Annotated in this window: 27 protein-coding genes and 1 tRNA gene; 7 read left to right on the top strand and 21 right to left on the bottom strand. The window is 40.6% G+C overall.

Annotation, left to right across the window (positions count from 1 at the left end; translation table 11 throughout):
- Positions 1-111 precede the first annotated feature (111 nt).
- Complete coding sequence (locus DESOR_RS16275; protein WP_014185676.1) at positions 112-900, top strand: polysaccharide deacetylase family protein; 789 nt, start codon at positions 112-114, stop codon at positions 898-900.
- Here the strand turns inward: DESOR_RS16275 and DESOR_RS16280 are convergent, their stop codons facing one another.
- Together DESOR_RS16280 and DESOR_RS16285 are read right to left on the bottom strand one after the other, a co-directional pair.
- Positions 901-1,911, bottom strand: coding sequence for a hypothetical protein (locus tag DESOR_RS16280; RefSeq protein WP_014185677.1), 1,011 nt, complete (start codon positions 1,909-1,911; stop codon positions 901-903). It abuts the gene before it with no gap.
- A 26-nt stretch (positions 1,912-1,937) separates the two neighbouring features.
- Positions 1,938-2,768, bottom strand: a complete 831-nt coding sequence (locus tag DESOR_RS16285) for a YitT family protein (protein WP_427854245.1) — start codon at positions 2,766-2,768, stop codon at positions 1,938-1,940.
- 211 nt (positions 2,769-2,979) lie between these two features.
- Between DESOR_RS16285 and DESOR_RS16290 the strand changes: the two genes are divergently transcribed.
- Positions 2,980-3,055, top strand: a tRNA-Arg gene (locus DESOR_RS16290).
- A 73-nt stretch (positions 3,056-3,128) separates the two neighbouring features.
- Here DESOR_RS16290 and DESOR_RS16295 read toward each other — a convergent pair.
- From DESOR_RS16295 to spo0A, 5 genes are all read right to left on the bottom strand, one after another.
- Positions 3,129-3,980: an ABC transporter permease gene (locus DESOR_RS16295; RefSeq protein WP_014185679.1), complete on the bottom strand. Its 852-nt coding sequence runs from the start codon at positions 3,978-3,980 to the stop codon at positions 3,129-3,131.
- A gap of 18 nt (positions 3,981-3,998) precedes the next feature.
- Entirely contained in the window at positions 3,999-4,934 is a 936-nt protein-coding gene (locus tag DESOR_RS16300; protein ID WP_345788307.1) for an ABC transporter permease, read from the bottom strand.
- A gap of 112 nt (positions 4,935-5,046) precedes the next feature.
- Positions 5,047-6,696, bottom strand: a complete 1,650-nt coding sequence (locus tag DESOR_RS16305) for an ABC transporter substrate-binding protein (protein ID WP_014185681.1) — start codon at positions 6,694-6,696, stop codon at positions 5,047-5,049.
- A gap of 17 nt (positions 6,697-6,713) precedes the next feature.
- Positions 6,714-7,394 carry a dTMP kinase gene (locus tag DESOR_RS16310; protein WP_081468519.1) on the bottom strand — a complete coding sequence of 227 codons (681 nt, stop codon included), beginning with the start codon at positions 7,392-7,394 and terminating at the stop codon, positions 6,714-6,716.
- Positions 7,395-7,620: 226 nt separating this feature from the next.
- Positions 7,621-8,418 carry a sporulation transcription factor Spo0A gene (gene spo0A / locus DESOR_RS16315; RefSeq protein ID WP_014185683.1) on the bottom strand — a complete coding sequence of 266 codons (798 nt, stop codon included), beginning with the start codon at positions 8,416-8,418 and terminating at the stop codon, positions 7,621-7,623.
- A 432-nt stretch (positions 8,419-8,850) separates the two neighbouring features.
- On the opposite strand from spo0A, the gene DESOR_RS16320 reads away from it, so the two are divergent.
- Entirely contained in the window at positions 8,851-9,039 is a 189-nt protein-coding gene (locus tag DESOR_RS16320; protein ID WP_014185684.1) for a ferredoxin, read from the top strand.
- 75 nt (positions 9,040-9,114) lie between these two features.
- Here the strand turns inward: DESOR_RS16320 and DESOR_RS16325 are convergent, their stop codons facing one another.
- From DESOR_RS16325 to DESOR_RS16350, 7 genes are all read right to left on the bottom strand, one after another.
- Positions 9,115-10,008, bottom strand: a complete 894-nt coding sequence (locus tag DESOR_RS16325) for a DUF1858 domain-containing protein (protein ID WP_014185685.1) — start codon at positions 10,006-10,008, stop codon at positions 9,115-9,117.
- Positions 10,009-10,021: 13 nt separating this feature from the next.
- Positions 10,022-10,168, bottom strand: coding sequence for a hypothetical protein (locus tag DESOR_RS29745; protein ID WP_014185686.1), 147 nt, complete (start codon positions 10,166-10,168; stop codon positions 10,022-10,024).
- 317 nt (positions 10,169-10,485) lie between these two features.
- Positions 10,486-10,974 carry a hypothetical protein gene (locus DESOR_RS16330; RefSeq protein WP_014185687.1) on the bottom strand — a complete coding sequence of 163 codons (489 nt, stop codon included), beginning with the start codon at positions 10,972-10,974 and terminating at the stop codon, positions 10,486-10,488.
- A 203-nt stretch (positions 10,975-11,177) separates the two neighbouring features.
- Complete coding sequence (locus DESOR_RS16335) at positions 11,178-11,528, bottom strand: hypothetical protein (RefSeq protein WP_014185688.1); 351 nt, start codon at positions 11,526-11,528, stop codon at positions 11,178-11,180.
- Between the two features lie 164 nt (positions 11,529-11,692).
- Positions 11,693-12,229 carry a CDP-diacylglycerol--serine O-phosphatidyltransferase gene (gene pssA, locus DESOR_RS16340; protein WP_014185689.1) on the bottom strand — a complete coding sequence of 179 codons (537 nt, stop codon included), beginning with the start codon at positions 12,227-12,229 and terminating at the stop codon, positions 11,693-11,695.
- Positions 12,219-12,863 (bottom strand): phosphatidylserine decarboxylase family protein, encoded by a 645-nt coding sequence (locus tag DESOR_RS16345; protein ID WP_014185690.1) that lies wholly within the window; start codon positions 12,861-12,863, stop codon positions 12,219-12,221. The genes pssA and DESOR_RS16345 overlap by 11 nt, the downstream gene beginning before the upstream one ends.
- A gap of 55 nt (positions 12,864-12,918) precedes the next feature.
- Positions 12,919-15,633, bottom strand: coding sequence for a helicase C-terminal domain-containing protein (locus DESOR_RS16350; protein WP_014185691.1), 2,715 nt, complete (start codon positions 15,631-15,633; stop codon positions 12,919-12,921).
- A 143-nt stretch (positions 15,634-15,776) separates the two neighbouring features.
- Here DESOR_RS16350 and DESOR_RS16355 point away from each other — a divergent pair, with 143 nt between their 5' ends.
- The 3 genes from DESOR_RS16355 (at position 15,777) to DESOR_RS16365 (ending at position 18,076) form a co-directional block, all read left to right on the top strand.
- A complete protein-coding gene (locus tag DESOR_RS16355) occupies positions 15,777-16,280 on the top strand; it encodes a hypothetical protein (RefSeq protein WP_014185692.1) in 504 nt (167 codons plus the stop codon).
- 618 nt (positions 16,281-16,898) lie between these two features.
- Positions 16,899-17,723, top strand: a complete 825-nt coding sequence (locus tag DESOR_RS16360) for an aminotransferase class IV (protein ID WP_014185693.1) — start codon at positions 16,899-16,901, stop codon at positions 17,721-17,723.
- 137 nt (positions 17,724-17,860) lie between these two features.
- Complete coding sequence (locus DESOR_RS16365; protein ID WP_042331333.1) at positions 17,861-18,076, top strand: hypothetical protein; 216 nt, start codon at positions 17,861-17,863, stop codon at positions 18,074-18,076.
- Here the strand turns inward: DESOR_RS16365 and DESOR_RS16370 are convergent.
- Entirely contained in the window at positions 18,059-18,322 is a 264-nt protein-coding gene (locus DESOR_RS16370) for a hypothetical protein (protein ID WP_014185694.1), read from the bottom strand. The genes DESOR_RS16365 and DESOR_RS16370 overlap by 18 nt on opposite strands.
- Before the next feature lie 230 nt (positions 18,323-18,552).
- Here DESOR_RS16370 and DESOR_RS16375 point away from each other — a divergent pair, with 230 nt between their 5' ends.
- Positions 18,553-18,867, top strand: a complete 315-nt coding sequence (locus tag DESOR_RS16375; RefSeq protein ID WP_014185695.1) for a hypothetical protein — start codon at positions 18,553-18,555, stop codon at positions 18,865-18,867.
- A gap of 70 nt (positions 18,868-18,937) precedes the next feature.
- On the opposite strand, the gene DESOR_RS16380 is transcribed toward DESOR_RS16375, so the two are convergent.
- The 6 genes from DESOR_RS16380 to DESOR_RS16405 form a co-directional block, all read right to left on the bottom strand.
- A complete protein-coding gene (locus DESOR_RS16380) occupies positions 18,938-19,381 on the bottom strand; it encodes a DUF2383 domain-containing protein (protein WP_014185696.1) in 444 nt (147 codons plus the stop codon).
- A gap of 71 nt (positions 19,382-19,452) precedes the next feature.
- A complete protein-coding gene (locus tag DESOR_RS16385) occupies positions 19,453-19,716 on the bottom strand; it encodes an EscU/YscU/HrcU family type III secretion system export apparatus switch protein (RefSeq protein ID WP_014185697.1) in 264 nt (87 codons plus the stop codon).
- A complete protein-coding gene (locus DESOR_RS16390) occupies positions 19,713-20,816 on the bottom strand; it encodes a hypothetical protein (protein WP_014185698.1) in 1,104 nt (367 codons plus the stop codon). Before DESOR_RS16390 ends, DESOR_RS16385 begins: the two co-directional genes overlap by 4 nt.
- Before the next feature lie 70 nt (positions 20,817-20,886).
- On the bottom strand, positions 20,887-21,069 hold the full coding sequence (locus DESOR_RS16395) for a hypothetical protein (protein WP_042331335.1): 183 nt from the start codon (positions 21,067-21,069) through the stop codon (positions 20,887-20,889).
- Positions 21,070-21,256: 187 nt separating this feature from the next.
- Positions 21,257-21,739: a metallophosphoesterase family protein gene (locus DESOR_RS16400; RefSeq protein ID WP_014185699.1), complete on the bottom strand. Its 483-nt coding sequence runs from the start codon at positions 21,737-21,739 to the stop codon at positions 21,257-21,259.
- A gap of 35 nt (positions 21,740-21,774) precedes the next feature.
- A complete protein-coding gene (locus DESOR_RS16405; protein WP_014185700.1) occupies positions 21,775-22,875 on the bottom strand; it encodes a radical SAM protein in 1,101 nt (366 codons plus the stop codon).
- Positions 22,876-22,894 lie beyond the last annotated feature (19 nt).

Raw genomic sequence — 22,894 nt, forward strand, 5'->3', positions numbered from 1 at the left:
ATTAAAAATAACTTCTAAAAAATTTTAAACGCCTTTTAGGCGTTTTTTTATTTATGGTTTTCATGATCCAGCTAATCAATGAATATCCTTTAGTCGAAGGAGGAGTGCCAAATGCGGATTATCATTTTCAGACGTCCCTCATGGCGAAATCTTGCTCTCTGGGGAATCCTTTTGTTCGTGATTATCGCTTATCGCGAGAACGTCGCCTCTGTTTTCTCCGGCAAATTAAAACCTATCTACTCAGTTAACGTGAACACTAAAGATATTGGTATTACCTTTGATATCAGCTGGGGGGAAGAAACAGCAGAGCCCATCCTGGATATTCTTAAGAAAGAAGGAATCCGGGCAACCTTTTTTCTATCCAGTCCTTGGGCAGAGAAACATCAGGAATTAGTGCGGAGAATGGTCGCTGACGGTCATGAAATTGGCTCGCATGGCAACCGCCATATCGATCTTATTACCTTAGGACCGGAAGAAATAGAAAAAGAAATACTAACGGCTCAGCAAGTTCTTGAGGAAGTAACCGGTCAAAAGATTCGACTTATTAGAACCCCAAATGGTGCCTACAATAACAAGGTTATTTTTACAGCAGATAAACTAGGCTACCGGGTTATTCAATGGAGTGTGGATTCTCTTGATTGGAAGCGTCCAGGTCCCGAGGCAGTTGTTAATAACGTGCTTAACGGCCTGCGTCCTGGAAATGGAGCAAAACCCGGCGACATCATTTTGTTCCACGCCTCAGACTCAGCCCCTGACACCATTAAAGCATTGCCGACCATTATACAACAGCTAAAAAGGAAAGGGAACAACTTAATACCTGTGGGAAAACTATTGGAAGAAGCAAGCAGCACCTGGCCGCCGGAAAGCAACTTAAAAGAAGAGCGTCTTACAGGCAAATAACTACCAGTGCTCACCGTATTCAGAGACAACAGCACGAAGGTTTGGATCTGCCTGTTCCCGTTCGCTAATCTGATTGACAGCATTTTGAGCATCGGATCTTAAGTCACCCTCTAAACCATTTGTCAGTGCATTCTCTAATAATCCTCTGCCCTCATCGAGGTCACCATCGTTTATGGCTAGAATCCCCTTCACATAATCGACATAGATATCTCCTTGAGGCAGTTTGCCCAAAGTTGAAAGACACTGGGCAAAGTTTGTTTGATTCCCAGTATGAAGAGCCAAGATCGCTTTTTTTGTTTCATACAAAACATTGGGAGGGCGCCATGATTGAGCATCAATGGATCGGCTAAGCTCATCAGCTTTTGTCCATTGTTCTTCTTTTATGGCTAAATCAAAAGCTGCGGTCAAACAAGCCGGGTTGTTAGGATTCAGATCCTGAGCAGCTTCAAGGGCAGATTGAACAGCCGGTTGATCTCCGAGAGCCAAATTCGCTTGAGCTATTGTTAAGTACCTTAAGGTCTGTTCTGCCAAGGGCATCTTTGACCAGTTCGCATCACTATCTCCCAGTAATTTCCTGCATTGCTCCGAATCTCCCGTTGCCATGAGCATCAAGCCCTTCCCTAAGGAGTTAAGATTTTTTTCACTTAATGTATCCAATATCCTTTGAGCTTTGGTCAGGTTTCCCTCTCGCAAATAAAGCTCATATAACCAAAACTGATGCTGATCATCTTGATAGGATTCAAGTTTTGATTCACCGCCCTCCGTACCCATAGTCAGGTCCAGCCACAATTCGGAATCTACAATCATTGCCAGATTACGAATTGGACCACCAAACTTTTTAAACCAAATCAGTTCTTGCTGCACTTTTTCTACATCATAATTGTCTTTGGCGTGTCTTAAATGCGTTGCATGCCAAACAAAAGGACCTACTGCCACCATCAAAGCCAAAACCAAAACAAACAAAACCATCTTCTTGCGGCGATTTCTTTGTCCTCGTTTGTACCTTTTCAATAATCTTCTCCCTCGTTTCAGTTAAATCAATGCCCTTTCCAAGATGAAAAGCCTTCTCCTACTACTTCCGGCACTTCAGAAACAGCCAAAAAAGCTCGGGGATCTTGCTCACGGACAATTTGTTTTATTTGTGACAGCTCCGAACGATTGATAACACAATAAACAACTTGTTTTTCTTCCCCGGAAAAAGCACCAATCGCTTGAAAAAGTGTTACCCCACGCTCAAGTTTGGCCATAATATCTTCAGCTATTTTATAAGGCTGTGAGGTTACCACTAAGACTGACTTAGAAAGACTCAAGCCTTCTTGGACGAGATCCACAACCCTTGTGGCAATAAACATATAAATCATTGCGTACATAGCCATCTCAGGCTCAAATAAGATAGCGGCACACAGAAAAATAACGGCATCAATCCCCAGCAAAATCTGACCAACACTAAATGAGGTCTTTCTTGTTAACAAGACAGCTAAAATATCGGTTCCGCCAAGGGACCCTCTGGATCTAAAAATGATACCCATTCCTATCCCCGTCAGAACACCTCCTGAAATAGCTGCCAATAAAGTATCATGGGTTAATGCCGGGAGGTGAGTTGTTAAAGACAGAGTAGCTGAGAGAACACCTACCCCAAGGATACTAAGCACTAAAAAATTACGCCCTACGATGCGCATCCCCAGAAAAAACAGGGGCAAATTTAGCAAAAGCACTGCCCAACTAACCGGCCAATTAAATAGGTAATGGAGAATGATGGCAATCCCTGTGATCCCACCATCCGCAATATCATTGGGGATAATCAAGGTATTAATACTAATACTCACTATAGTGGATCCTAATACAATCCCTAAAAAGTACTTGATCAATTGCCAAGGAAAAAACTTTCGGAAACCTCTTAACACTTTGAACCCCTCACTCTTCTAACCCCATTCTAGTCATCCTTTAATTATACAATAGTGTCTAATAAGAGACAAACTTAAGACTTCATTTGACTTTTTAACCAGCTTCATGAACAAGTAGGTTATTAATCTTGACAAAGCGTTCATAATTAGGTAAAGTATTATAGTATCTCAATAAGCGCTCGTAGCTCAGTGGATAGAGTGACGGTTTCCGAAGCCGGAGGTCGCAGGTTCAAATCCCGCCGGGCGCACCATGACATTTCAGCCGCAATTTCTATTGTGGCTTTTTTGTTAGACTATTATACGAACGAAAGGTTGGTAATGTTATTACCAACCTTTTTTTGATTTTGATTTTGTATATTGTTTAAAGCGCGGATCCAGGGCATCACGCAATCCATCCCCCAATAGATTGTAACCTAATACTGTTAAAAAAATGGCTGTCCCCGGCCAAATAACCATCCATGAAGCATTGAAGAAATAATCTTTACTTTCCGCCAGCATCAAGCCCCAACTTGCCGCCGGCGGATGGACCCCCATTCCTAAAAAGCTCAACCCGGCTTCTGCCAAGATCACGGATCCAATATTCAGGGTCATATAGGCAATGACTGGAGCAATAGAGCTGGGCAGGATATGTTTGAATACAATTCGTGAATCTTTGGCGCCTAAGGCCCTGGCAGCCTCAATAAATAAGCTTACTTTCACGAACATGACTTGCCCGCGAACCAGTCGTGCATAATGAGTCCACCCTACAGTACCTAGAACAAGGAAAACATTCATAAAGCTTGAACCCAAAAAAGTCATAATTGCTAGGGCCAGAAGAAAAAAAGGAAAGGCTAAGAAAACATCTGTGATGCGCATGATTAAGGAGTCAATCCAACCGCCATAATATCCGGAAATTGCACCAACGACAACACCGATTACTAAAGAAATACCGGTTGCTGCCACTCCAATGGTCAACGATGTTCTCGTTCCGTAAATGATTCTGCTGAAAACATCCCGGCCAAGAATATCCGTTCCCATTAAGTGAGCCCAACTGGGTTTTTGCAATGATTCGTTCAGGGCAATTTGCAGGGGATCATAGGGTGCAATTGCCTGAGCAAATAGGGCGATAAAAACAAAAGAAACAACCAAAATGAACCCTAGTAAGGTTAAGTTTTTTGTTGCTTTTATGCGAAACACTTTTGGTCCTCCCTTTGCTCATTCATATCGAATCCGCGGATCCAAAAATACATATAAAATATCCACGATTAAGTTCACCACGACAAAAACCAGGGCCAGAAATAAGGTGACGCCCTGGACCACAGGATAATCTCTTCTGGAGATCGCATTGAAAAGCATAAAGCCGACACCTGGTAAAGAAAAAATAGTTTCTGTTAAAACAGCACCGCCCATCAGAGTGGCAAAATCCGTTCCCGCTTGTGTTACTATAGGAATTAAGGCATTTCTTAAAGCGTGCTTGATTATCACAGCATGTTTTGCAAGCCCCTTAGCATAAGCTGTGCGAATATAGTCCTCCTCCAAGACCTCTAATAAGCAAGCTCGAGTTAAGCGAGCGTAAAGAGCCATAGAAGCTAACCCTAAGGCAGTTGCCGGTAAGATATAGTATTTAAGGTCAAACCCCTCTCCTCCGATTCCACTAACCGGCAAACTATGAAACACAACTCCAAATATCAGTTGCAGTATCATTCCCAGCCAAAAAGACGGCAATGAAACTCCTGTCGACACTAAAAGAGTCGTAAAGGTATCCCAGACAGTGTTTTTCATAACCGCTGACATAACTCCCAACAGTGTTCCCAAGGTTAGTGCAATAGTCAAGGCCAAAAGGGCCAGGCAAAAGGTAACTGGAATTTTTTCCAGCAACATCTGAGATACTTCTTGATGCTGTATGTATGAGCGGCCGAAATCACCGTGCAAAGTATTCCATAGATAATGAAAATACTGTCTCAGCAAGGGTTGGTCCAGTCCTAACTCTTGGCGAATGTTCTCCATGGTCTGGGGGGAAATATGTTGTCCCAAGATCATTGCAACAGGATCTCCAGGAATTAAAGACATCATCAGAAAAGTTATCATGGATATTCCCAATAAAACAGGTATTAATTGCAGAATACGCAGGATAATGTAACGTATCATCATGTTCTTCCTTCCTAAGAGACGGACCGTCTGCATCATTAAACTTCATACAATCTACATTAAATTGGAGTTTATGCAATGATATGCATAAACTCCAATTATTCAGGTAAATACCCTACTTCTTCGACAGCCAGACTGAGCGCATATCCTTTTGATCAAGGGCGCTAACCGTTAAATCATGGACATTTTTTCCAAACAAACGAAGGTATGAGTTAGTAAAGGTCCAGAGGGCCGGCTGATCTTCAACAAGCTTTTCTTGTACTTGCTTATAAATATCCATACGTTTTAAAAGGTCTGTTTCTTCTAAGCCTTGAGCAAGCAGCTTCTCCACCTCTGGGTTTGAGTAAAAGATCACGTTATTCATACCCCATTGCGACTTTGAGTAAAGAACACCCAAAAAATTATCCGGATCAGGATAATCTGCAACCCAGGAAACTCGAAACATTTGATTTTCACCGGATTGCAAAGCATTGATATAGGAACCCCATTCCATACTTTTCAACTCAATTTGGATTCCGACGTCCTTCAGCTGGGCTTGAAAAGCTTCGGCTATTTTTTGATTTTCAACATTGTAGTTGTAGGCATATTGAATGGGTGGAAGACCTTTGCCATCAGGATACCCTGCCTTGATTAAATAGTCTTTGGCTTTTTCCTTATCAAATGTTGGTGCTTTAAGATCTTTATCATAACCCGGCATTGCCGAAGGCAATGGCCCATTGGATACACTTGAAGCCCCTTCCAAAATTGTATCGACAATACTTTGGGGATCCAGGGCATACGCAATTGCTTTCCGCAAATTGACATCATCTTTAAAAGGCTCCTTGTTTAGGTTAAATCCAATAAACTGGGTTGACAAAGTTTCAGTATTGATGGTTTGGTTGGGATAATTCTTAAGCACAAATTGTCTTTGACCGGGAGGAACCATATCCACATAATCTAGATTTCCTGCCCGAAAATCATTTAAGGCTGTTGATTCATCGTTATACAGTTTATAGACCACGTTATCTACATGAGGCTTAACCCCATAATAATCGTTGAATTTTTCAATGACGATTTCTTGATCAGATTTCCACTTTACAAATTTAAAGGCTCCTGTTCCAATTAAGGTTTCAGGACTGGCGGCAGGGGTACCAAAATCTCTGCCCGCTTTTTCTGCGCACTCAATTTTATAAATACCCATGGAGGGATGCCCTAGTGAGGTAAGGAAAGCCGCATTTTTTTCATTTAAAGTAACTTCAAGGGTGTAATCATCAATCTTTTTAAGTCCCGACAGGGTGTCGGCCTCTCCACTGTTCACTTCGGCAAAACCGACAATTGGTTTTAGAGGAAAGGCTACGGGAGATAGTATGTCCTTGGCGGCTAAACGATTCCAGTCATCGATGACATCTTGAGCTTTGACACTCGTTCCATCATGAAACTTAACATTCTTGCGCAGGTGAAAGGTAATAACTTTGTCGTCTTGGGAATAATCCCAGGTTTCGGCAATGGCTGGTTTTATTTCTAAAGTTTTGGGATCATAGCGAACTAAGCCGTCATAAAGTTCTTTTCCGATTTCAATCCCGTTGATTTCTTCCAAAAAAGCCGGTTCAAGTGAAGAAGGACTTGAAATCATACCAAAACGGAAGGTTCCGCCGTCAATAGGAGTTGAACTCACTAAATTATGATCCTTTGTAGATGCTGGAGCCAAACCACAACCAGTGAGAATCAATGCAAATAAAAACAAAGCAGTAATAAAGATAGGCCAAGATCTTTTACTACTAAGCATTCCTTCTCCTCCTTGCATTATTTAGCTATAACTTCTTTGACAATGTTGTAAATTTCCTGGTGGATATCTTCTTTTTCCCTTAGCACACCATTATGTATACAATCAACTCTCGTCCATCCATAAGCTTTGCTGATACCAACTGCATTGTTATATGAGTGAAGCAAATAGTCGTAATTTCTTTCATGAATATCCTTTTCCATAATACCTTGTTGATCAGACCGCTGGTTAATAAGAATTTGGCTGTACTTAGGATGCATATCGAGGAAAATGACACAATCAGGAACCGGAAGCTTAAATTTAACGAATTCTAAATCCCATAACCATTGAAGAAAGTCTTCTCGTTCAACAGGGTCTTCTATTTTAGCTGCTTGGTGTACCATATTCGACGTGGCGTAGCGATCAGCAAGAATGATACCGCCCCTTTGATAAAAGTCTTCCCACCCTTTCTTGTAAGAAGCATATCGGTCGACAGCATAAAAAGTCGAGGCTGCATAGGGATTCACGGCATTGGGCTCATCGCCGAATTCCCCCTTCAAATACATCCTAATGAGAGCAGAAGAATCACTCTGGTAATCAGGAAATTCGACTTTTTGGACCTTAACATTGCTTGTAGAAAATTTATCAAATAATAATTTTGTTTGTGTCGCTTTTCCGCTACCATCTCCCGCTTCAATAACAATTAATTTACCTTTCAACAAAAGCCGTCTCCTTCTTTCTGGCTAAACCATCCTATTCTTTGCTTTTTACAGTCTATCAATAAAAATTCGTTTCAACAACACTTTAATAATTAATAATAATTATATATTTTTCTTGATATTCTTGGCGAAAGCAATCACCCCAGGGTAAATTAAAGCACCTTGCAAATACCTCCATAAAGGCATTTGCAAGGTGCCGTGGTCTTAATAGTGAATTATCAATCTATAATCAACTAACTTTGCTCATTACTCTCAGCTTATCTGCCAGCAGGGCAATAAACTCGGAATTAGTAGGTTTTTGACGTTCTATGTTCATGGAATAACCAAAAATTCGTTTTAAGGTATCTGTATGTCCACGTTCCCAGGCCAGCTCTATGGCGTGGCGAATTCCACGCTCAACTCTGCTGGGAGCAGTATCAAACTTTTTCGCAATACTTGGATATAATTCCTTTGTCACAGCTCCTAATAAAGAGACATCTTCAACCACCATTAGTATAGCATCTCTGATATATTGATATCCTTTGACATGAGCAGGAATACCGATCTGATGCATCATCGTAGTTACTTCAACATGGAGATTCAGTCCGCTTCCTACGGTTGTTACAATGGGCGCTGCCGAGTTATTCTGGGTAGGTGGCGCCGCCGGTATGTCTTGAGTTAGAGAACGAATTCGTTTACTTAGAATATCTAAATCAAAGGGTTTTAAAATGAAATAGTCTACACCCAGCATCATGGCTTGATGGGTAAGGGATTCCTGACCAAAGGCTGTGAGCATAATTATCTTTGGACGGGTTACCGACGTCCGTGAATTAATTCTTTCCAATACTCCTAAGCCATCGAGATTAGGCATTACCAGGTCAAGAATAATTAAGTCCGGTTCTTGGCTCTGAATTAGTTCCCAAGCTTCTAAACCATTATTTGCTACGCCAATAACGATTAAATCTTCTTGGCCTTGAAGATAGTTCTGTAGCATTTGACATAAATTTCGATTATCATCCGCGACAAGTATTTTTATTTTTTTACTCATTCTTCCATTCATCCCGCCTTAAAACGTATTCCGGTTTGCCTTTACATCGGCTTATAATTATATCTATCCGGTGACTTTATTATACGATAACCTACATGTCGAAATCGCAAATAATTAGTAAACGCTAAAAAGCAGATAAATAGCGGAAAACTCTTACGGCAAAAGGGATTATATGGTTATTTATGGAATTTTATTTTTCGCAAAATCTTCTATTATTTACCATTTAAATTAATTTAGCCCATATATTAGCGAATCACTATGAACTCCATCGAGATTTATCATGCTACCTCAATTATTTATAAATTTAAGAACTTCCCTAAATACAGGATTCTAGCTTTAATTTATAAATTTGTATTTTTATATAGATAAACGGGAATAGTAGGTATTATCTGGGGGAGAACAACTTTATGATATTTAAAAGGAGGATATCTAATGATAGCTGAAGTAGACAAAGATACTTGTATAGGTTGTGGAGCTTGTCCGGAATTCTGTCCGGAGGTTTTCAAAATGGAAGACGACGGTTTAGCAGTAGCCTATACTAACCCAGTTCCCAGTGATGTTGAGTCATCAGCCAAAGATGCTGCTGACGGTTGTCCCGTTGACGCAATTCATGTTGAATAATTATTTAAACTTAATCTATAAAACAAGGAAAAGCGGATCGTCGAACATCCGCTTTTCCTTGTCTGATAAAAGGCTTTATTCTTTATGGCTTGGTTCCGCTTGTTTGGCATATTCCAGCAAACCTTCGATTCCCATGCGATCAATCATACGACCCAATCTTTCTTGGGGTTTGGCATTTTCTCTGTAATAGGCCATTACGGCATCAACCACAGAAATAATTTCCTCTTTTTGCAGGTTTTCCAATAAAATATTTCCCTGCCTTGGTTTAACTCCGCCGTTTCCTCCAACATAGAGGTGATAACCTTTACTGGTTCCCATCAGACCGAGATCAACGGAAGCTGAGTCGGAACATTTATTCGGACATCCTGCTACCCCCATCTTAAATTTGGACGGCAGCTGCATACCATGATAGCGTTTGTCCATCTCCATTCCCAAAGATAAGGTTTCTTGTAAACCTCTTTTGCAAAAAGTATCTCCTGGGCAAACTTTAATACTTCGCACACATAACCCAACAGCATGTCCAGGATCCATGCCCAAGTCTTCCCATACTTTAGGCACATCTTCCGGTTTCAATCCCACGATAGCTATGCGCTGTGCCGATGTCACTTTAAGGGCTTGAGCATGGTATTTTTCCGAAACATCAGCGATTTTACGCAAAATTTCGGGAGTTACAACACCGGCTGGTATATGAGGGGCAATGGAATAAGTTTTTTTATCCATCTGTAAAATACCTCCTGGAGGCTGAGCTTTTGCTGCTGCCTCAGGAGACATTTCACCTTGTCCTACAGAATTCACCTTTTCCAACAGCAAATTGGGATCGATATGGTGCATCTGTGCAGCATTTGCCAATGTTTCATTGACTGAAAAAGCACATCCCAGACAGTGTAGTCCCAACTCCTGCATAGCTTCCACCGTTTTTGGATTAGAAGACATGATGTCCTTCAATTTCATATCAAGTGTAAATCTCATCAACTTATCTCTCCTATCCATGTATAAGCATTGGTAAACAACGCGTGCAGACATGTTTTTCTTCCCCTTGGTGAACATATGTCATTACAGGCGTCAATTCGCTGGTCGTTCCGCAATTTTCACACTCCAATTCGGGAACCTCTTTTTTTACATCTGCCATTTCAATGACCTCCTTTTATGATATTTCAAAGCTTGCCAGTAAAAGTTTGCTTTTACTATGACTTAAAACACATCCAGCTTTGTCTTTTAGAGAACTAGACGCCCTCAGTTTAAACCGTTATTATCGGTTTTATGCTTGTCCGAACTTAAAAATAAATAAGAAACACGGTTTCTGTTTTTTACCGTATTTCTTATTTGCACTCAAATCACCATTATTAGTTATACAAAAACAGGAAAAAACCAATAGCTAAGTAGATTAACCCCAAATATAACCGAAAGGGTATTTTATGCATTTGAGCATTTAAAGGTGCCTCCGAGTCAGGTCTGAAATGAACTTCCATGGCGATCCCTCCCAATATAAGAGAGACTGTTGATCCGCTTGAGGCCTTGAATTTTCCAACCTTTTTCCGTTTGGATGAGATTCATTGAAAACAAAACCAGTTGGATTTCTTGAACCGTCGATTTCCATGAAACTCGTACAATGATTGTATCAGAACTACCCATATCGGAGTTTAAAAACTCCACTTTCTGTAATGACAACAGTGGATCGTTGTTCATTTGAGACTCCCAGAGTTTAAACTCACTTTCATCTCCAGAGCCCTTAGGCAAGATCAGCAGATCACGAGCCAAGTTCGTTTGTCGTAAATCCATGAACTTCCAAAACTGTTGTATTGTCGTTTTTGCAGAACTCCCATATTCTGGTTGAGCTAAGGTTGATATAACTTTTTGTGGGGTTTTCAAAACAATGAGTGTCATCATACAAAAGAGTGATAACCCAATTAACCATACATATCTACTTTGACGCATAATTTCCCTCCTTGCTTGTCTCTACTATATATTCTAGGAGGGAAACATAATTTTATGACCACTTTTAGCCAAAAACTTTTCTTAATACATTCAGCACAAACTCAGGTAACCTGACATAATAAATTCGCATTAATCTGTCCTCCTTTTCATCCATTTATCCACCACTCAGTGGTAATGTATGCAAACAAAACCGCGAATGACCTTTATACCGACTGGTAATTCTTTACTGCTTCTTCAAGTTGGGCGACAAGCTGCCTTTCTTCTTCTGTGTTTGCCGTAAAATATAGACGACCAATAATTCCGGTTATGACTTTGAGAACGTCTTCTAAGACCAATTTCTCTTTCATGGCTAATTGTGCACTGGTCTCTATAAGAGCAATACCAAATTGATGACCTACTCCATCCTTAATCATACGAGTGCAGCTTTTTCCTAATAATCTCATAACTAATGAAGCTTCTTGAACATCAAGCTGACGCACTGCATCGATGGTCGTCGTTAAGCCTTGCACCATGCGTAATCCCACGCTATTCCAGCTGACTTGTTGATTATCCATTCATATACCCCCTAAACATTGTGTACCCGTGCCATACTATATGCCCAACGGACACCAAGGGTGAATAATGAAAAACCGAGCAGGAAAGGTTTTCCCTTTCCTGCTCGGTTATACTTGTCGTTATCAACTCTAAATTAAGAAGCTATAAATTTACCCTCAAGGCCTTACTTACCCAACTTTGCAACCTTAAATGACGAAACCATAAGAAAGGCCAAGATGATCATACTTACAAAATAAATATACCAAGGCAGTACATTTCTGAAGAACATTAAGAGAGCCATAAATCCGCCTGCAAAGGTAATCGGCACCCCAATAAAATAAGTGGTAATGTTGAGTATATTAAACCGTGCTAATCGGACAGCCCCACATAACGCAAAAAATGCAGCAATACCTAACCCCGCGTACCTAATAACCTCAGTCTGAGAGTTTAAGATTGATTGGTAGGTAAGAATAGCCGGTGCAACCCCAAAAGAAACAAGATCACTCAAAGAATCCAATTCTTTGCCAAAATCTGAACTCACGGAAAGTCTGCGTGCCACTTTTCCATCAAGACTGTCCATTAAAACAGACATTAAAACCATTGCTGCAGCAAGAGAATAGTTCTCCTCAATAACAAAAATGATAGCTATAAATCCACAAAGCAAATTTGCTAAGGTGAAAATGCTGGGGATCATTCGTGTACTTATGGGATTAGCCCTCATTAACACTCACCCTTCCAACGACACTTAGTCCTCCACGTACTTTATCGCCAGGACTAACCATAATTTCTACATTGGTTGGTAAAAAGATTTCCGTACATGAACCAAACTTAATTAAGCCGAATCTCTCTCCCTTTGTTAATACGTGTCCTTTATCCACCCAACAGACGATACGTCGAGCGATAAATCCCGTCACTTGTGTTACTAAAATCTGCATGTGACGGTTCTTAATCCCTACATAATTTTTCTCATTCAGCTCTGAAGCATGACTTTTAAACGCCGGAATCATCTTGCCAGGCCGATAAGCACGAAAAACAACCTCGCCAGCCATAGGGCTGCGATTAACATGAACATTAAAGATACTTAAAAAGATTCGCACACGTATGCTTTCTCCATTAAAAAACTGGTCCTCGTAAACTCTTTCAACGTCCATAACTACCCCATCTGCAGGGGAAACTAAGGTTAACTCGTCCTTAGGAATTTGCCTTTCAGGATTCCGGAAAAAAAATAATACAAATAAGAACAAAATGCCTGGTAGAATTATAAGCCACGGCCAAACCCAATAAGCTATAACCGATAGAGCTGCTAATATCGCCAGATAGGACCAACCATCACGAGAAATGGGATATTGCTTCACCGAATAATTAAACCTCCTCCTCTTGATTTTCTCTAGTTTATCATTTTTATGTTGATTATAAAAGCTCTAGCTCTAATTCCCTAGTATATTCCTCGATTTTCCGAAAAACGAGGGATTTCTCCCCCCGGATGTGGGTTTTTATCGGCAGAGAATTTAAAAAGTACCTGCCATAGTACTTATCAATGACCCGATTGTCAAGGAGTATAACCACCCCACGATCGACTTTCGAACGAATCAACCTTCCAAATCCCTGTTTGAAACGAATAACGGCTTCAGGTAAGAGAAGTTCATGAAAGGGGTCTCTTCCTTGGGATTTTAGATAATCTGATCGAGCCTCAATTAAGGGTAATGTGGGAGGCCAAAAGGGAAGTTTAACCATAATAACACATAATAATGCATCGCCAGGAATATCGATCCCTTCCCAAAAACTATTAGCTCCTAACAAAACGCTGCGAGGATTTCTTCGAAAAGCTTCAATCAACCTACTCCTATCACCTTGTATCCCCTGAGCTAAAGTATCCATACCAATTCGTGCCAAGAGCGGATGCAAAGCTGCATAGGTTTGTCGAAGCAAATTATGTGCGGTAAAAAGAACCAGAGTCCGGCCATTCATCCGTTCTGCTACTTCAGCAATAAACTCGGAGAGTTCTAAGGACTTTTCTTCATCGGAACCTAGAGAATTTATTCCTTTCTTAGCTACAATAAAATGCATCTGTTGTTCATAGTCAAAAGGCGAGTCCACTTGTGCTGTCATAGTCTCGTTGGCTAAACCAATATCCTTAAGAAAGTAAGCAAAGGAATTGGAAATGCTCAAAGTGGCGGAAGTAAGAATCACCGAGTCGAGACGAGAAAAGATTTTCGCTTTGAGAACATCACTAACTTCAATAGGAGAGGTTTTTATGTATAATCTCGCAGCCTGTTCGAGCCATGTCACTTGTTTGGGATTTTCAATATTTACGGCTTGAATTAATGTATCTATGAACGTTTGCAGCTCTTTTTGGTGTCCATTAATTATGTACCTTAACTCTTCAATTTCCTCTGCATCTTCGCCGTTAAATGAGCTGTTGAGGTTTTCAAAGGATTTAATGAGTAAATCAATCCGTCCAACCAAATTCTCAATCTGTACATAAAGACCATTCCACCATGGGCTTTCCTTGTGATGAATAATAAATCTAAAGGTACGTCCACTTCCAATAATCCTGGATAACAACTCAAACAATTCTCTCGTCTGTATTAAAATACTCCTACAAATCTCAGGTAGAAGCTCTAACCGTTCACCAACAAGTTCCCAAGACACTGAGGGCACCCTATGGGCAAGGGAGCCAATTTGATGTTTGATCGTGCTATAAAAATTCACTCCCGATGGGCGGTAAATGGTTTCAACGATCCGAGTAACATTCTCAGCGCTGAGTTCCGAGCCCAAGTGTTGTAAAGCGGTTTGGTAGATTTGATGAGCTTCATCAATCACCAGCTGATGATGCTCAGGCAGGACATTATAGTCCGTTTTTAGATCAGAAAATAGCAGGGAATGATTCACTATCAAGACATCGGACTCTTCCGCTCTTTTGCGAGCTCTAAGCAAGAAACAAACACCGGCTTTGGAACATTTTCCTGGGATACAGGTATCATTGTCAGCACATATTCTCGACCAAACCTCTGTAAGCCCGGGAAATTTCGAAAGTTCCTGAATATCTCCGGTCAGCGTTTCTCTTAACCAAACAAGGATCCCTAAAACAGCGAGTTGTTCTCCATGGGAAATTTCTCTATTCACTAAACAGCTTTGCCATTTTTTTAGACAGCAGTAATTGTTTCTCCCTTTAAGCACCGAGGCACGAAAGGAAAAAGGCAGCACAGACTGCAAAATTGGAATATCATTTTTAATAAGCTGTTCCTGAAGAGGGATGGTATGTGTCGCTACGACAACAGTTTGGCTGGTTATCTTGGCAAACCATAAGCTTGGTATCAAATAAGCAAAGGATTTTCCAGTCCCTGTTCCGGCTTCGATAACAACATGATGTGATGAGGAAAGCCCTTCAGCCACTAGTTTGGCCATTTTTATTTGACCCGGTCTGCTTTCATAACTCCCTAGGTTTCGTTCTAGGTTTCCGCCCGGCGAAAAATTGTCAATAACCCAGTCAATGGATTCCGGTATGGCAATTGAAGAAATTCGAGCTCGCTGAAACAGCCCCTCACCGGAAGGCATGAGAACCAGATCCGTTCGTATAGGGCGATGAGGAAATGATTTAACCATTTCTTTTTGCAATTCTTCAATAAAACTTTTAAGGGCCCATCCTTCAAGAAAACCCTTAGCCTGATCAAAAAAACTCAGATCAAATTCCAGGCCTTTTTTCCAGCAAACCTTAAACAACTCCCAAATTAACCAGACTTTTTCCTCTGAAGGGTATCGAATCTCTTCATTCTTTAGAGGCAAGGAGAGTCTTTCGGCTAAAAAGGTCAATTGATAATGATGCAGGGTGGGGAAAAAAACTCGCACTAGGTCCAGAGTATCCCATAATGGCTGTTGAAAACGAAAATTCACTTGACTTTCCAAAAAAGAGAGGGATATTTCGTACCCCACTAAAATAGCATCGTCAATAAAATTTATGATGCTTTCCATGGTATCTATTTCTCCCTCAGATCTCATTAGAAAACGACAGGTTTCTTTAATCTCTCCATTACAAATTCTAAGGGCAGTAAATTCAGAGATTTCTTCATAATTTGACTCTAGACCCAAGGTTTTTATATCAAAAACCACCATATCTTTACGCACAGCATGTTGACCCCTCTCATGTTATATTGTACACTATTTTTACGTAAGGGACCAATGAAAGCAGGATTTTAGAAAATCTGTCGCGAATAATTCCTCTGCAATTTAAGATTTCGACTATCTTTGATTAGGAAGAAGGATATCCATTGATTAAACGGAAGATATCGATGTTCGGACTCAGTCTCGCGATATTATTCACCATTCTCTTCCTTAACGGGTGTTCGCCAAAGCCCTTTTTATCGCAAGATGGAACCTATGTTATTTTAACGGTTTCCCCGTCGGGAATGACCCAATCAGAACTTGTAGAATTACCCTGGAACACTAATACCGCAGTCCTTCAAAAGTTTCTCTTGGAGTGTTCCTTTGTGCTAAGTGACTTGCACACACCTCCAACATTAGAAACAAATGCACAACCAGTCGAAGCAACCAGAATTCAAGCCAGCTTTCCTCAGCCCAAACGCATGAAATTTGTTGTTGACCAACACACATTAACTGTAGATGTACAGTCTATCCAAATTGAAATTGAAGGAGCCCATGTTGGGCAGGTTACTCTAAATCAAACTCTAGTATTACAAGGACTCGATAATCCAAATCTAAAACCTGCTTTCCTAGAATTAATGGATGTATTGCATAATAAAAATGCCAAATAGATAGTTGCATTAATGCAACTTTTCTTTTTGTACATACTGCATCTAATCAAGTTTATTTACTGCGGAAACAGCTGAAGGAGAAATCATGGGCATTAGGCATCGTGAATTGCCATTTGGCCATACCGTTCACAGCGCAATCTTACACCACTCTTACCCGCTGAATGTCTCAGCTTTTTAGATCACTCAAAGAAAATATCATGTACCTGATGCGCCTTTCCCTTTCTCTGGCGGCGCCGTAGGTTTTTAAGCTATGACTTAAAAAGATAACATTGAAATGCTTCCGAAAAACGCTAAAGATACTTGAATATTCCCCTCTGGCGTTTTGTGTGGTATGATGGAATTGTTATTTACGACCATGCCAAAGAAGAATATTAGATTACAGCCTGTGGAATTGACTATGATCATCGACTTGGAACGAAATGATATCGATCGTATTTGAAAAATTTTGGGACAGTTGAGTACCTGATTTAATCAGGCTGGAAAAATACCCGACGGTCTGGCCTCTGGTATCAACCTTACCGGGCAGCTGCAGCCGGGACTTAAGCCCAGTAATATAAGATCAGAGCAATGGAGATCATAAAGCTAAAGCTTTATTTCGAGTTTTGGAAGGACAATTACATGAATTCCAGTGATACAATACTATCTTCGGACCGTCTGGCTTTATTTGGTTATGGGATTTTTGAAACTCTCTTAATCACTGAGGCTGGCCCCTTGTTTGCCGACCTACATTGGCAAAGGATGAATCATGGAGCCCAAATACTCGGCCTGAAACCGCCCAATAAACAAGAATGGCTGAGGAAGATTCAAGAATTCCTTGATCTTAACCACGCGGAAACTCATCCTTATGCCCTCCGTATTACTTTAAGCGGCGGAAATCCTAAGGAAAATCAACCTTCCCTGCTCTTATTCCATAAGCGATTTATTCCTTACACGATAGTCCAACATTGCCAAGGAATCCAATTACACCTTTTATCTCGCCCTCGCAATGAACAGTCTCTCATCTGCTCAATCAAATCAACAAACTATCTTGAAAATATTTTAGCCAAGGAAGAAGCTAACCATTATGGCTGTGAAGAGGGAGTCTGGCTTAATACTCAAGGATATATGGTCGAAGGCACCATGAGTAATCTCTTCTTTGTTAAAGAAAAGAGTCTTTTTACACCTTCCCTTTCGTCAGGGTGCTTGCCTGGTACACGTCGTCAAGTGATTCTGCAATTGGCCCATACTCAAAAAATACCAACTTATGAAGGCTTATACACACTGAATGACTTGTTGTCATCTGAAGAAATATTTATGACTAACTCTTTAATGGGCATTATGCCCGTTCGCAAAATTGATGATATTTCTTTCCCGGTTTCTCCTTCAGGCAGTCAAGATTCAGTAATGAGATGTCTGGAATTGGAATATAATCATTTTATAATCTCTGAGAATACTATGTTCTAGACACAAAGAGGTGCCTAGGGTTCAAATCAAACCCGGCACCTCTTTTAGTACTGCTCTGAAAAATTAAACAACCCGAAAGCATCCGAAGAACCCGTGGACCTGCAAGCAGGGCAGCTTCCTCCACAGGAGCGAACCCATTGCATGGAGAGGCGGTACAGACCACAAGCGGCTGTGAGGAACGCGGAGCCATGGTTAACATCAGGTATTACCCTGGGGTTTGGCACGAAAGTGTCCGGTTAACATTTTCGCTCGAAGCGGCTATCTCCAAAGAATACTTATCCGCTGAAGATAGCTCCCGCAGCCGCGAGTGGGCGAGCCTCAGAATGCTAATTAATTTAGTACTTTTCTTCTAAAACCTCAAACATTTGCGGAGTTGCTTGTTTGAAAGCTTTATTTTCACCAACGGTATCAGCCCAATTTTCATAGGCAGAGCGATTTTCCCACTTGGAAAAAAGCATAATATCTTTTGTGTTCTCCTGTTTATTAACAGATGCGAATTTAAATCCCTGAATATCTTCAACAGATTGTATGCCCGTTCGAATTTCTCCTAAAATTCGGTCGGCATCAGGACCATTGAAAGTATGAATTACTGTCAGCATTCAAACTACCTCCTATATTAAACAAGTTAATGCCCAACATCAGTTTATCCTGAACACTCCTAAGGCATACATCGTTCATCTTGTGAACTTTCAATCTCTAAATGGCATAATTTAAGATATAAATCATGAGGGGTCGACGTGTTAAAAATCCCCATCGTCTTATCATTCATTTCATGCTATACTAAATTTGACACGTCAGGAATCTCTGGAATCTATTGAGGGGGATTATGATGAAGCTTAATTACATACGAACCGATTTTCCTAGCGGCCGTTCAAACATATTATTACGTGATTCTGAATCTACCAATCCGGAACTTGTACATTTTTTGCTAGTATTAAGTAACAAGGGTACCTTATGGGTCGATGTATTTTGGCCCTATGATGAGGAATCTGAAAGCTATACCCGAAGAATTTCAGAGCAACAGTTTTGGCAAACCTTCCGTGAATGGAGATTACAAGGGATTATATTAGGGGACAATGGTAAAGTAGCTGATATGCTGGCCAGAAAACGTTTGTCCCAAAAGCAACGGGAAAAGGATGCTTAATTAAAAATTACTATGGTTTTACAACAAAAAGCGGCACTTGCCGCTTTTTGTTGTATTAAGACTAATGACACTAAATATTATTGTACAGTCCGTTCCGCAAATTCTCTAACTGCTTCAAATGGTCATGTTCATTAGCAAAAATCGGCTCTAATACTTCTTTCTCTGAAGAATTCAAAAAGTCTTCAGAATACTGAACCGCCCTTGCCAAACCTTTATCTTCTCCATCATATAACTTATCAAGCATGTCAATGGGCTCTACCCCCCTCATATTCCCGAGACGGGTTTTCCAATCTGCCATAATGCCTGCTAATCCAGACCCTTCATCAGCCTTTCCTCCACTCGTCTGAATGTAAAAGGCGATTCGTGTAGCATGGTCTTTATGATCTGAGAGAATAGCAGCAAGGTGATTGCGAAGTGGGCCATCGGCTAAAGTATCAATATAGGCTTGATATTGGTTGATGGCCATATGCTCGCCTTTCAAAATTTCATTCATAGCTTCAAATGATGTCTTCATAGAGACCTCCTGCAACTATTTTCTAATACTAATTAGTTTGCGAAGCATTCTAGGAATTATGTATCCGTGAATTAAGATTTTGGCCGAGATTTGGCCTTATCTAGCTTATAAATAAAGGCTAATAACTCCGCAACTGCACGATAGAGCTGTGGAGGTATTTCTTTCGTCAGCTCTACCTGCATTAAAGCCTCAACAAGTCCCTCATTTTTTTGAACAGGAATTCCTTCCAGTTCAGCCGTTTCTATTATTTTCCTAGCTATTTCCCCCTCACCCTTGGCTACAACTCTAGGAGCCCCAATTTGATCATAGACTACGGCTGCTGCTTTATCTTTCATCTTAAAATATCAACTCCGCTCCGGCGAGATCCTTCAAGAAAATGGATAAATTCATGATTCTCATCAAGATCACCAATGTCAATTCTTCCTAAGTTAAAACCCAGCTTGGCGAATCGAACCCTTGTTTCAGGAATGACCACTTCAAGAAGTTGAGGCAGAAAATCCAAGTCATAGCTGAGAACCCGGCAGGTTATAGAGTCCTCATTAAAATAGGCATCAACCCCGATCTTTCCAAGTTCCTGAGTTTCAAGCATGATTGCGATCCGACAGTGCTGATCGTCCATTTTTAGTCCTTTGCGTGCACTTTCCATAGCAATCTGAACAGGAACAAACTCTCCTTGATCCAAGAGTGGAAAGTGAAGCATCATATAAGCATTGTCCATAACCCCTGTTTTTAGCCAAAGTTGTTGGCCGGTTATTTTCTCAAGTAATTGAGATATAGGGTTGTTATCTGATGAGCCTTTTTCCTTATGCCCCTCCATTGCCTTAAGCAGCATACCTTTAATAGTATCTTTGAGGGATTGTTTCTCAATCTCCTTGTTTTGGGTATCTATTTTTAACATTTGCAGCAGTCGATGTTCATAATCAAAGCCAAATTTTCTCAAACTGGACAGCAGTTCTTCAGCTCCGTTTTCTTCGGATAAGCTGTTCCATTCCGGAAGCAGTTTTATTAAATTGACGATTAACTCATCACTGATAGTCGTTCCCGTTATATTGCTAAACAAGGAATTAAAAACTTCCATCTTAGTCGCTGTAAAAGTTTTAATTAAAGCTAAAAGTTCTGGATTTTTAGGCAATCCCCTCTCAGTAAGCTGCAGATATTGAGAAGGTGACGCCGCTTCTTCTGATTTTCCCAGACTCGGCTCGCGAATCAGCAACAATCTTCCTTCGCTGAAACCGCCAACTTTCGCCCAAAATTTTTCCCCAACCTGAGTGGTTGTTTCCAACAGGGCGGCAATGGTTTGCCCTCTGAAACGTACCACTCCTTCTCTCTCATTCACTTTATTGACTACTTCAACGAGCATTCGTTCCCCAAGTCTAAACTTATTGATTTGGTTTTGATTCAACGAACTGGGAACATATATCCCATTTATATCCATTGGCAAACCTCCTGACTTGAGCCTAACACTATGATGAAAGACAGCTTAGGTCCTTCCACCTTTGAGCTGTCTATGTATGCTTATTGATACTGTCCTTTGCTTTCGTATTTTCAGGATGTAGAACTTCCAGGAATTGTTTGAATACTTTCAAGGCTTTTCGAGTTGGTAAATCTAAACGATCGCCAAGATCAAGTCTTATATCCTCTTTTGCTCGATAGTCAGGCAGAACCATCTTTTGAGTAAAAGTTTGCATCCCGTTTGGGTTTCATAATTTATAGACAATATCCCTTTCCGATGAATGATTAACATCGATCACTCCAAGAATAATATCTGTCACTTTAGCTAATTGACTTAAACTTTCCAACCCCACTCTAAAGCATTTTTAATGATGCCATGCTCACGCTTCACCTTGTTTCTGCGATGTTTCATGATTTCCTCACTCAAAAACAAACATGTTTTGCTTTGACTTGCCCGTGTTCTATATCCATCAATCCAAAGGAAAAGTTCTGTTCTCGTCTTTTATCTGTTGGGGAACCAGGGTTAAACAACAAAATTCCGTTTCTCCATTCCATGAACGGAGAATGGCTGTGCCCAAACACAATAATGTCCACTTCAGATTCCAGAAAAGCATAATAGGCACGTTCCGGAGTGGTTTTTCCTTTTCCGGAAGAGCCATGAATTAAACCAATTTTGAGTGATTCGCATTCAACAATATCCTGATCCGGCAACCTAACATCCCAACCGTCACAATTGCCGCTTACTCCTCGAACAGGTGCTATACAAGCCAGTTCATTTATTAAACTCATATGTGTCAAATCTCCGGCATGAAGAATTAAATCTGCTTTTTCCAAATGATCCCAAACAATTTTTGGAAGAGATTTACCTTCGCGTAAATGAGTATCTGACAATACGACGATATGCATCTCTATCACCTCAAAGCTTTTAACTCTCAGATAGTTTATTTGGGTTTAACCGTCTTTATCACGTTGTAATAAGTATCTCTTTCCACAGCCTCCAGCCCTAATTCATGAATCATGCGAATCAATTCCTGCTCTGTTTGCATTTGTGGACTTGTAGCACCGGCAGTATGATAGATTTTTTCTTCTCTTACTACACCGTCTAAATCATTGGCCCCGAAGGCAAGGGCCATTTGCGCAACTTGAGGACTTGAAGAAACCCAATAGGCTTTAATGTATTTAAAATTATCCAGAATAAGCCGCGCCACGGCAATAACTTTTAACGTACGAATAGCGCTGGCTTGAGGAAGATCTTTAAATTTTGTATTTTTAGGATGAAAAGCCGTGGGAATAAGAGCCTTAAACCCCATGGTTTCATCTTGCAGAGCCCTTAAGGCCAGTAGATGATCAATAAGCTCTTCATCAGTTTCAATAATTCCGTAAAGAACGTTAGCATTTGTAGGAATTCCCAGACGATGAGCTTGACGATGAATATCTAACCACCGTTCACCGCTTAATTTACCAGGACAAATTATTTCGCGAACTCGCGGGCTAAAATTTTCGGCTCCCCCGCCGGTAATAAAACTTAATCCTGCATCAGTAAGGATTTTAAGAATTTCAATAACGGGCACATTCTCCATCTGAGCAAAAGCATCGTATTCGGCGGCAGTAAATGCTTTCAAGCTAACTTGTGGCGCCCGTTCCTTGATCCTACGAATCATATCTACGTAGTATGAAAAAGGAAGATCCGGATGTATGCCTCCGACAATATGAAGTTCTGTAACCCCTTGATCTGAAAACTGTCCGGCTTTATTAACCACTTCTTCAATTGACATAGTATACGACCCTTTTTCTCCAGGGTCTTTAGCAAAGGCACAGAGTCCACAGCGTACTTTGCAGACATTGCTATAGTTTATGTGTGCATTATTATTATAAAAAACCTGCTCTCCGGTCATCGCTCGTTTTTGTTCGTTAGCTAAATAACCCAGGCCGAGTAAATTGGTTGTTTGCAAAAGTTCCAAGCCATCTTCTTTATTTAATCTTTTCTTTCCAATTTTTTCATATACCTGTTCAAGTCCTTTTATTACTGGAGCAAATTCCACACTGGACCCTTCTTTCCTG

It is taken from the genome of Desulfosporosinus orientis DSM 765 (genome assembly GCF_000235605.1).
In the GTDB taxonomy this organism is placed as follows: domain Bacteria; phylum Bacillota; class Desulfitobacteriia; order Desulfitobacteriales; family Desulfitobacteriaceae; genus Desulfosporosinus; species Desulfosporosinus orientis.

What these genes read in the sequence shown, in the direction of transcription:
- DESOR_RS16275 (WP_014185676.1), top strand. Translation starts at nt 112, where the DNA reads ATGCGGATTATCATTTTCAGACGTCCCTCATGGCGAAATCTTGCTCTC.
- DESOR_RS16300 (WP_345788307.1), bottom strand. Translation starts at nt 4,934, where the DNA reads ATGATGATACGTTACATTATCCTGCGTATTCTGCAATTAATACCTGTT.
- DESOR_RS16305 (WP_014185681.1), bottom strand. Translation starts at nt 6,696, where the DNA reads ATGCTTAGTAGTAAAAGATCTTGGCCTATCTTTATTACTGCTTTGTTT.
- spo0A (WP_014185683.1), bottom strand. Translation starts at nt 8,418, where the DNA reads ATGAGTAAAAAAATAAAAATACTTGTCGCGGATGATAATCGAAATTTA.
- DESOR_RS16320 (WP_014185684.1), top strand. Translation starts at nt 8,851, where the DNA reads ATGATAGCTGAAGTAGACAAAGATACTTGTATAGGTTGTGGAGCTTGT.
- DESOR_RS16325 (WP_014185685.1), bottom strand. Translation starts at nt 10,008, where the DNA reads ATGAGATTTACACTTGATATGAAATTGAAGGACATCATGTCTTCTAAT.
- DESOR_RS29745 (WP_014185686.1), bottom strand. Translation starts at nt 10,168, where the DNA reads ATGGCAGATGTAAAAAAAGAGGTTCCCGAATTGGAGTGTGAAAATTGC.
- DESOR_RS16330 (WP_014185687.1), bottom strand. Translation starts at nt 10,974, where the DNA reads ATGCGTCAAAGTAGATATGTATGGTTAATTGGGTTATCACTCTTTTGT.
- DESOR_RS16335 (WP_014185688.1), bottom strand. Translation starts at nt 11,528, where the DNA reads ATGGATAATCAACAAGTCAGCTGGAATAGCGTGGGATTACGCATGGTG.
- pssA (WP_014185689.1), bottom strand. Translation starts at nt 12,229, where the DNA reads ATGAGGGCTAATCCCATAAGTACACGAATGATCCCCAGCATTTTCACC.
- DESOR_RS16360 (WP_014185693.1), top strand. Translation starts at nt 16,899, where the DNA reads ATGAATTCCAGTGATACAATACTATCTTCGGACCGTCTGGCTTTATTT.
- DESOR_RS16370 (WP_014185694.1), bottom strand. Translation starts at nt 18,322, where the DNA reads ATGCTGACAGTAATTCATACTTTCAATGGTCCTGATGCCGACCGAATT.
- DESOR_RS16375 (WP_014185695.1), top strand. Translation starts at nt 18,553, where the DNA reads ATGAAGCTTAATTACATACGAACCGATTTTCCTAGCGGCCGTTCAAAC.
- DESOR_RS16380 (WP_014185696.1), bottom strand. Translation starts at nt 19,381, where the DNA reads ATGAAGACATCATTTGAAGCTATGAATGAAATTTTGAAAGGCGAGCAT.
- DESOR_RS16385 (WP_014185697.1), bottom strand. Translation starts at nt 19,716, where the DNA reads ATGAAAGATAAAGCAGCAGCCGTAGTCTATGATCAAATTGGGGCTCCT.
- DESOR_RS16390 (WP_014185698.1), bottom strand. Translation starts at nt 20,816, where the DNA reads ATGGATATAAATGGGATATATGTTCCCAGTTCGTTGAATCAAAACCAA.
- DESOR_RS16395 (WP_042331335.1), bottom strand. Translation starts at nt 21,069, where the DNA reads ATGCAAACTTTTACTCAAAAGATGGTTCTGCCTGACTATCGAGCAAAA.
- DESOR_RS16400 (WP_014185699.1), bottom strand. Translation starts at nt 21,739, where the DNA reads ATGCATATCGTCGTATTGTCAGATACTCATTTACGCGAAGGTAAATCT.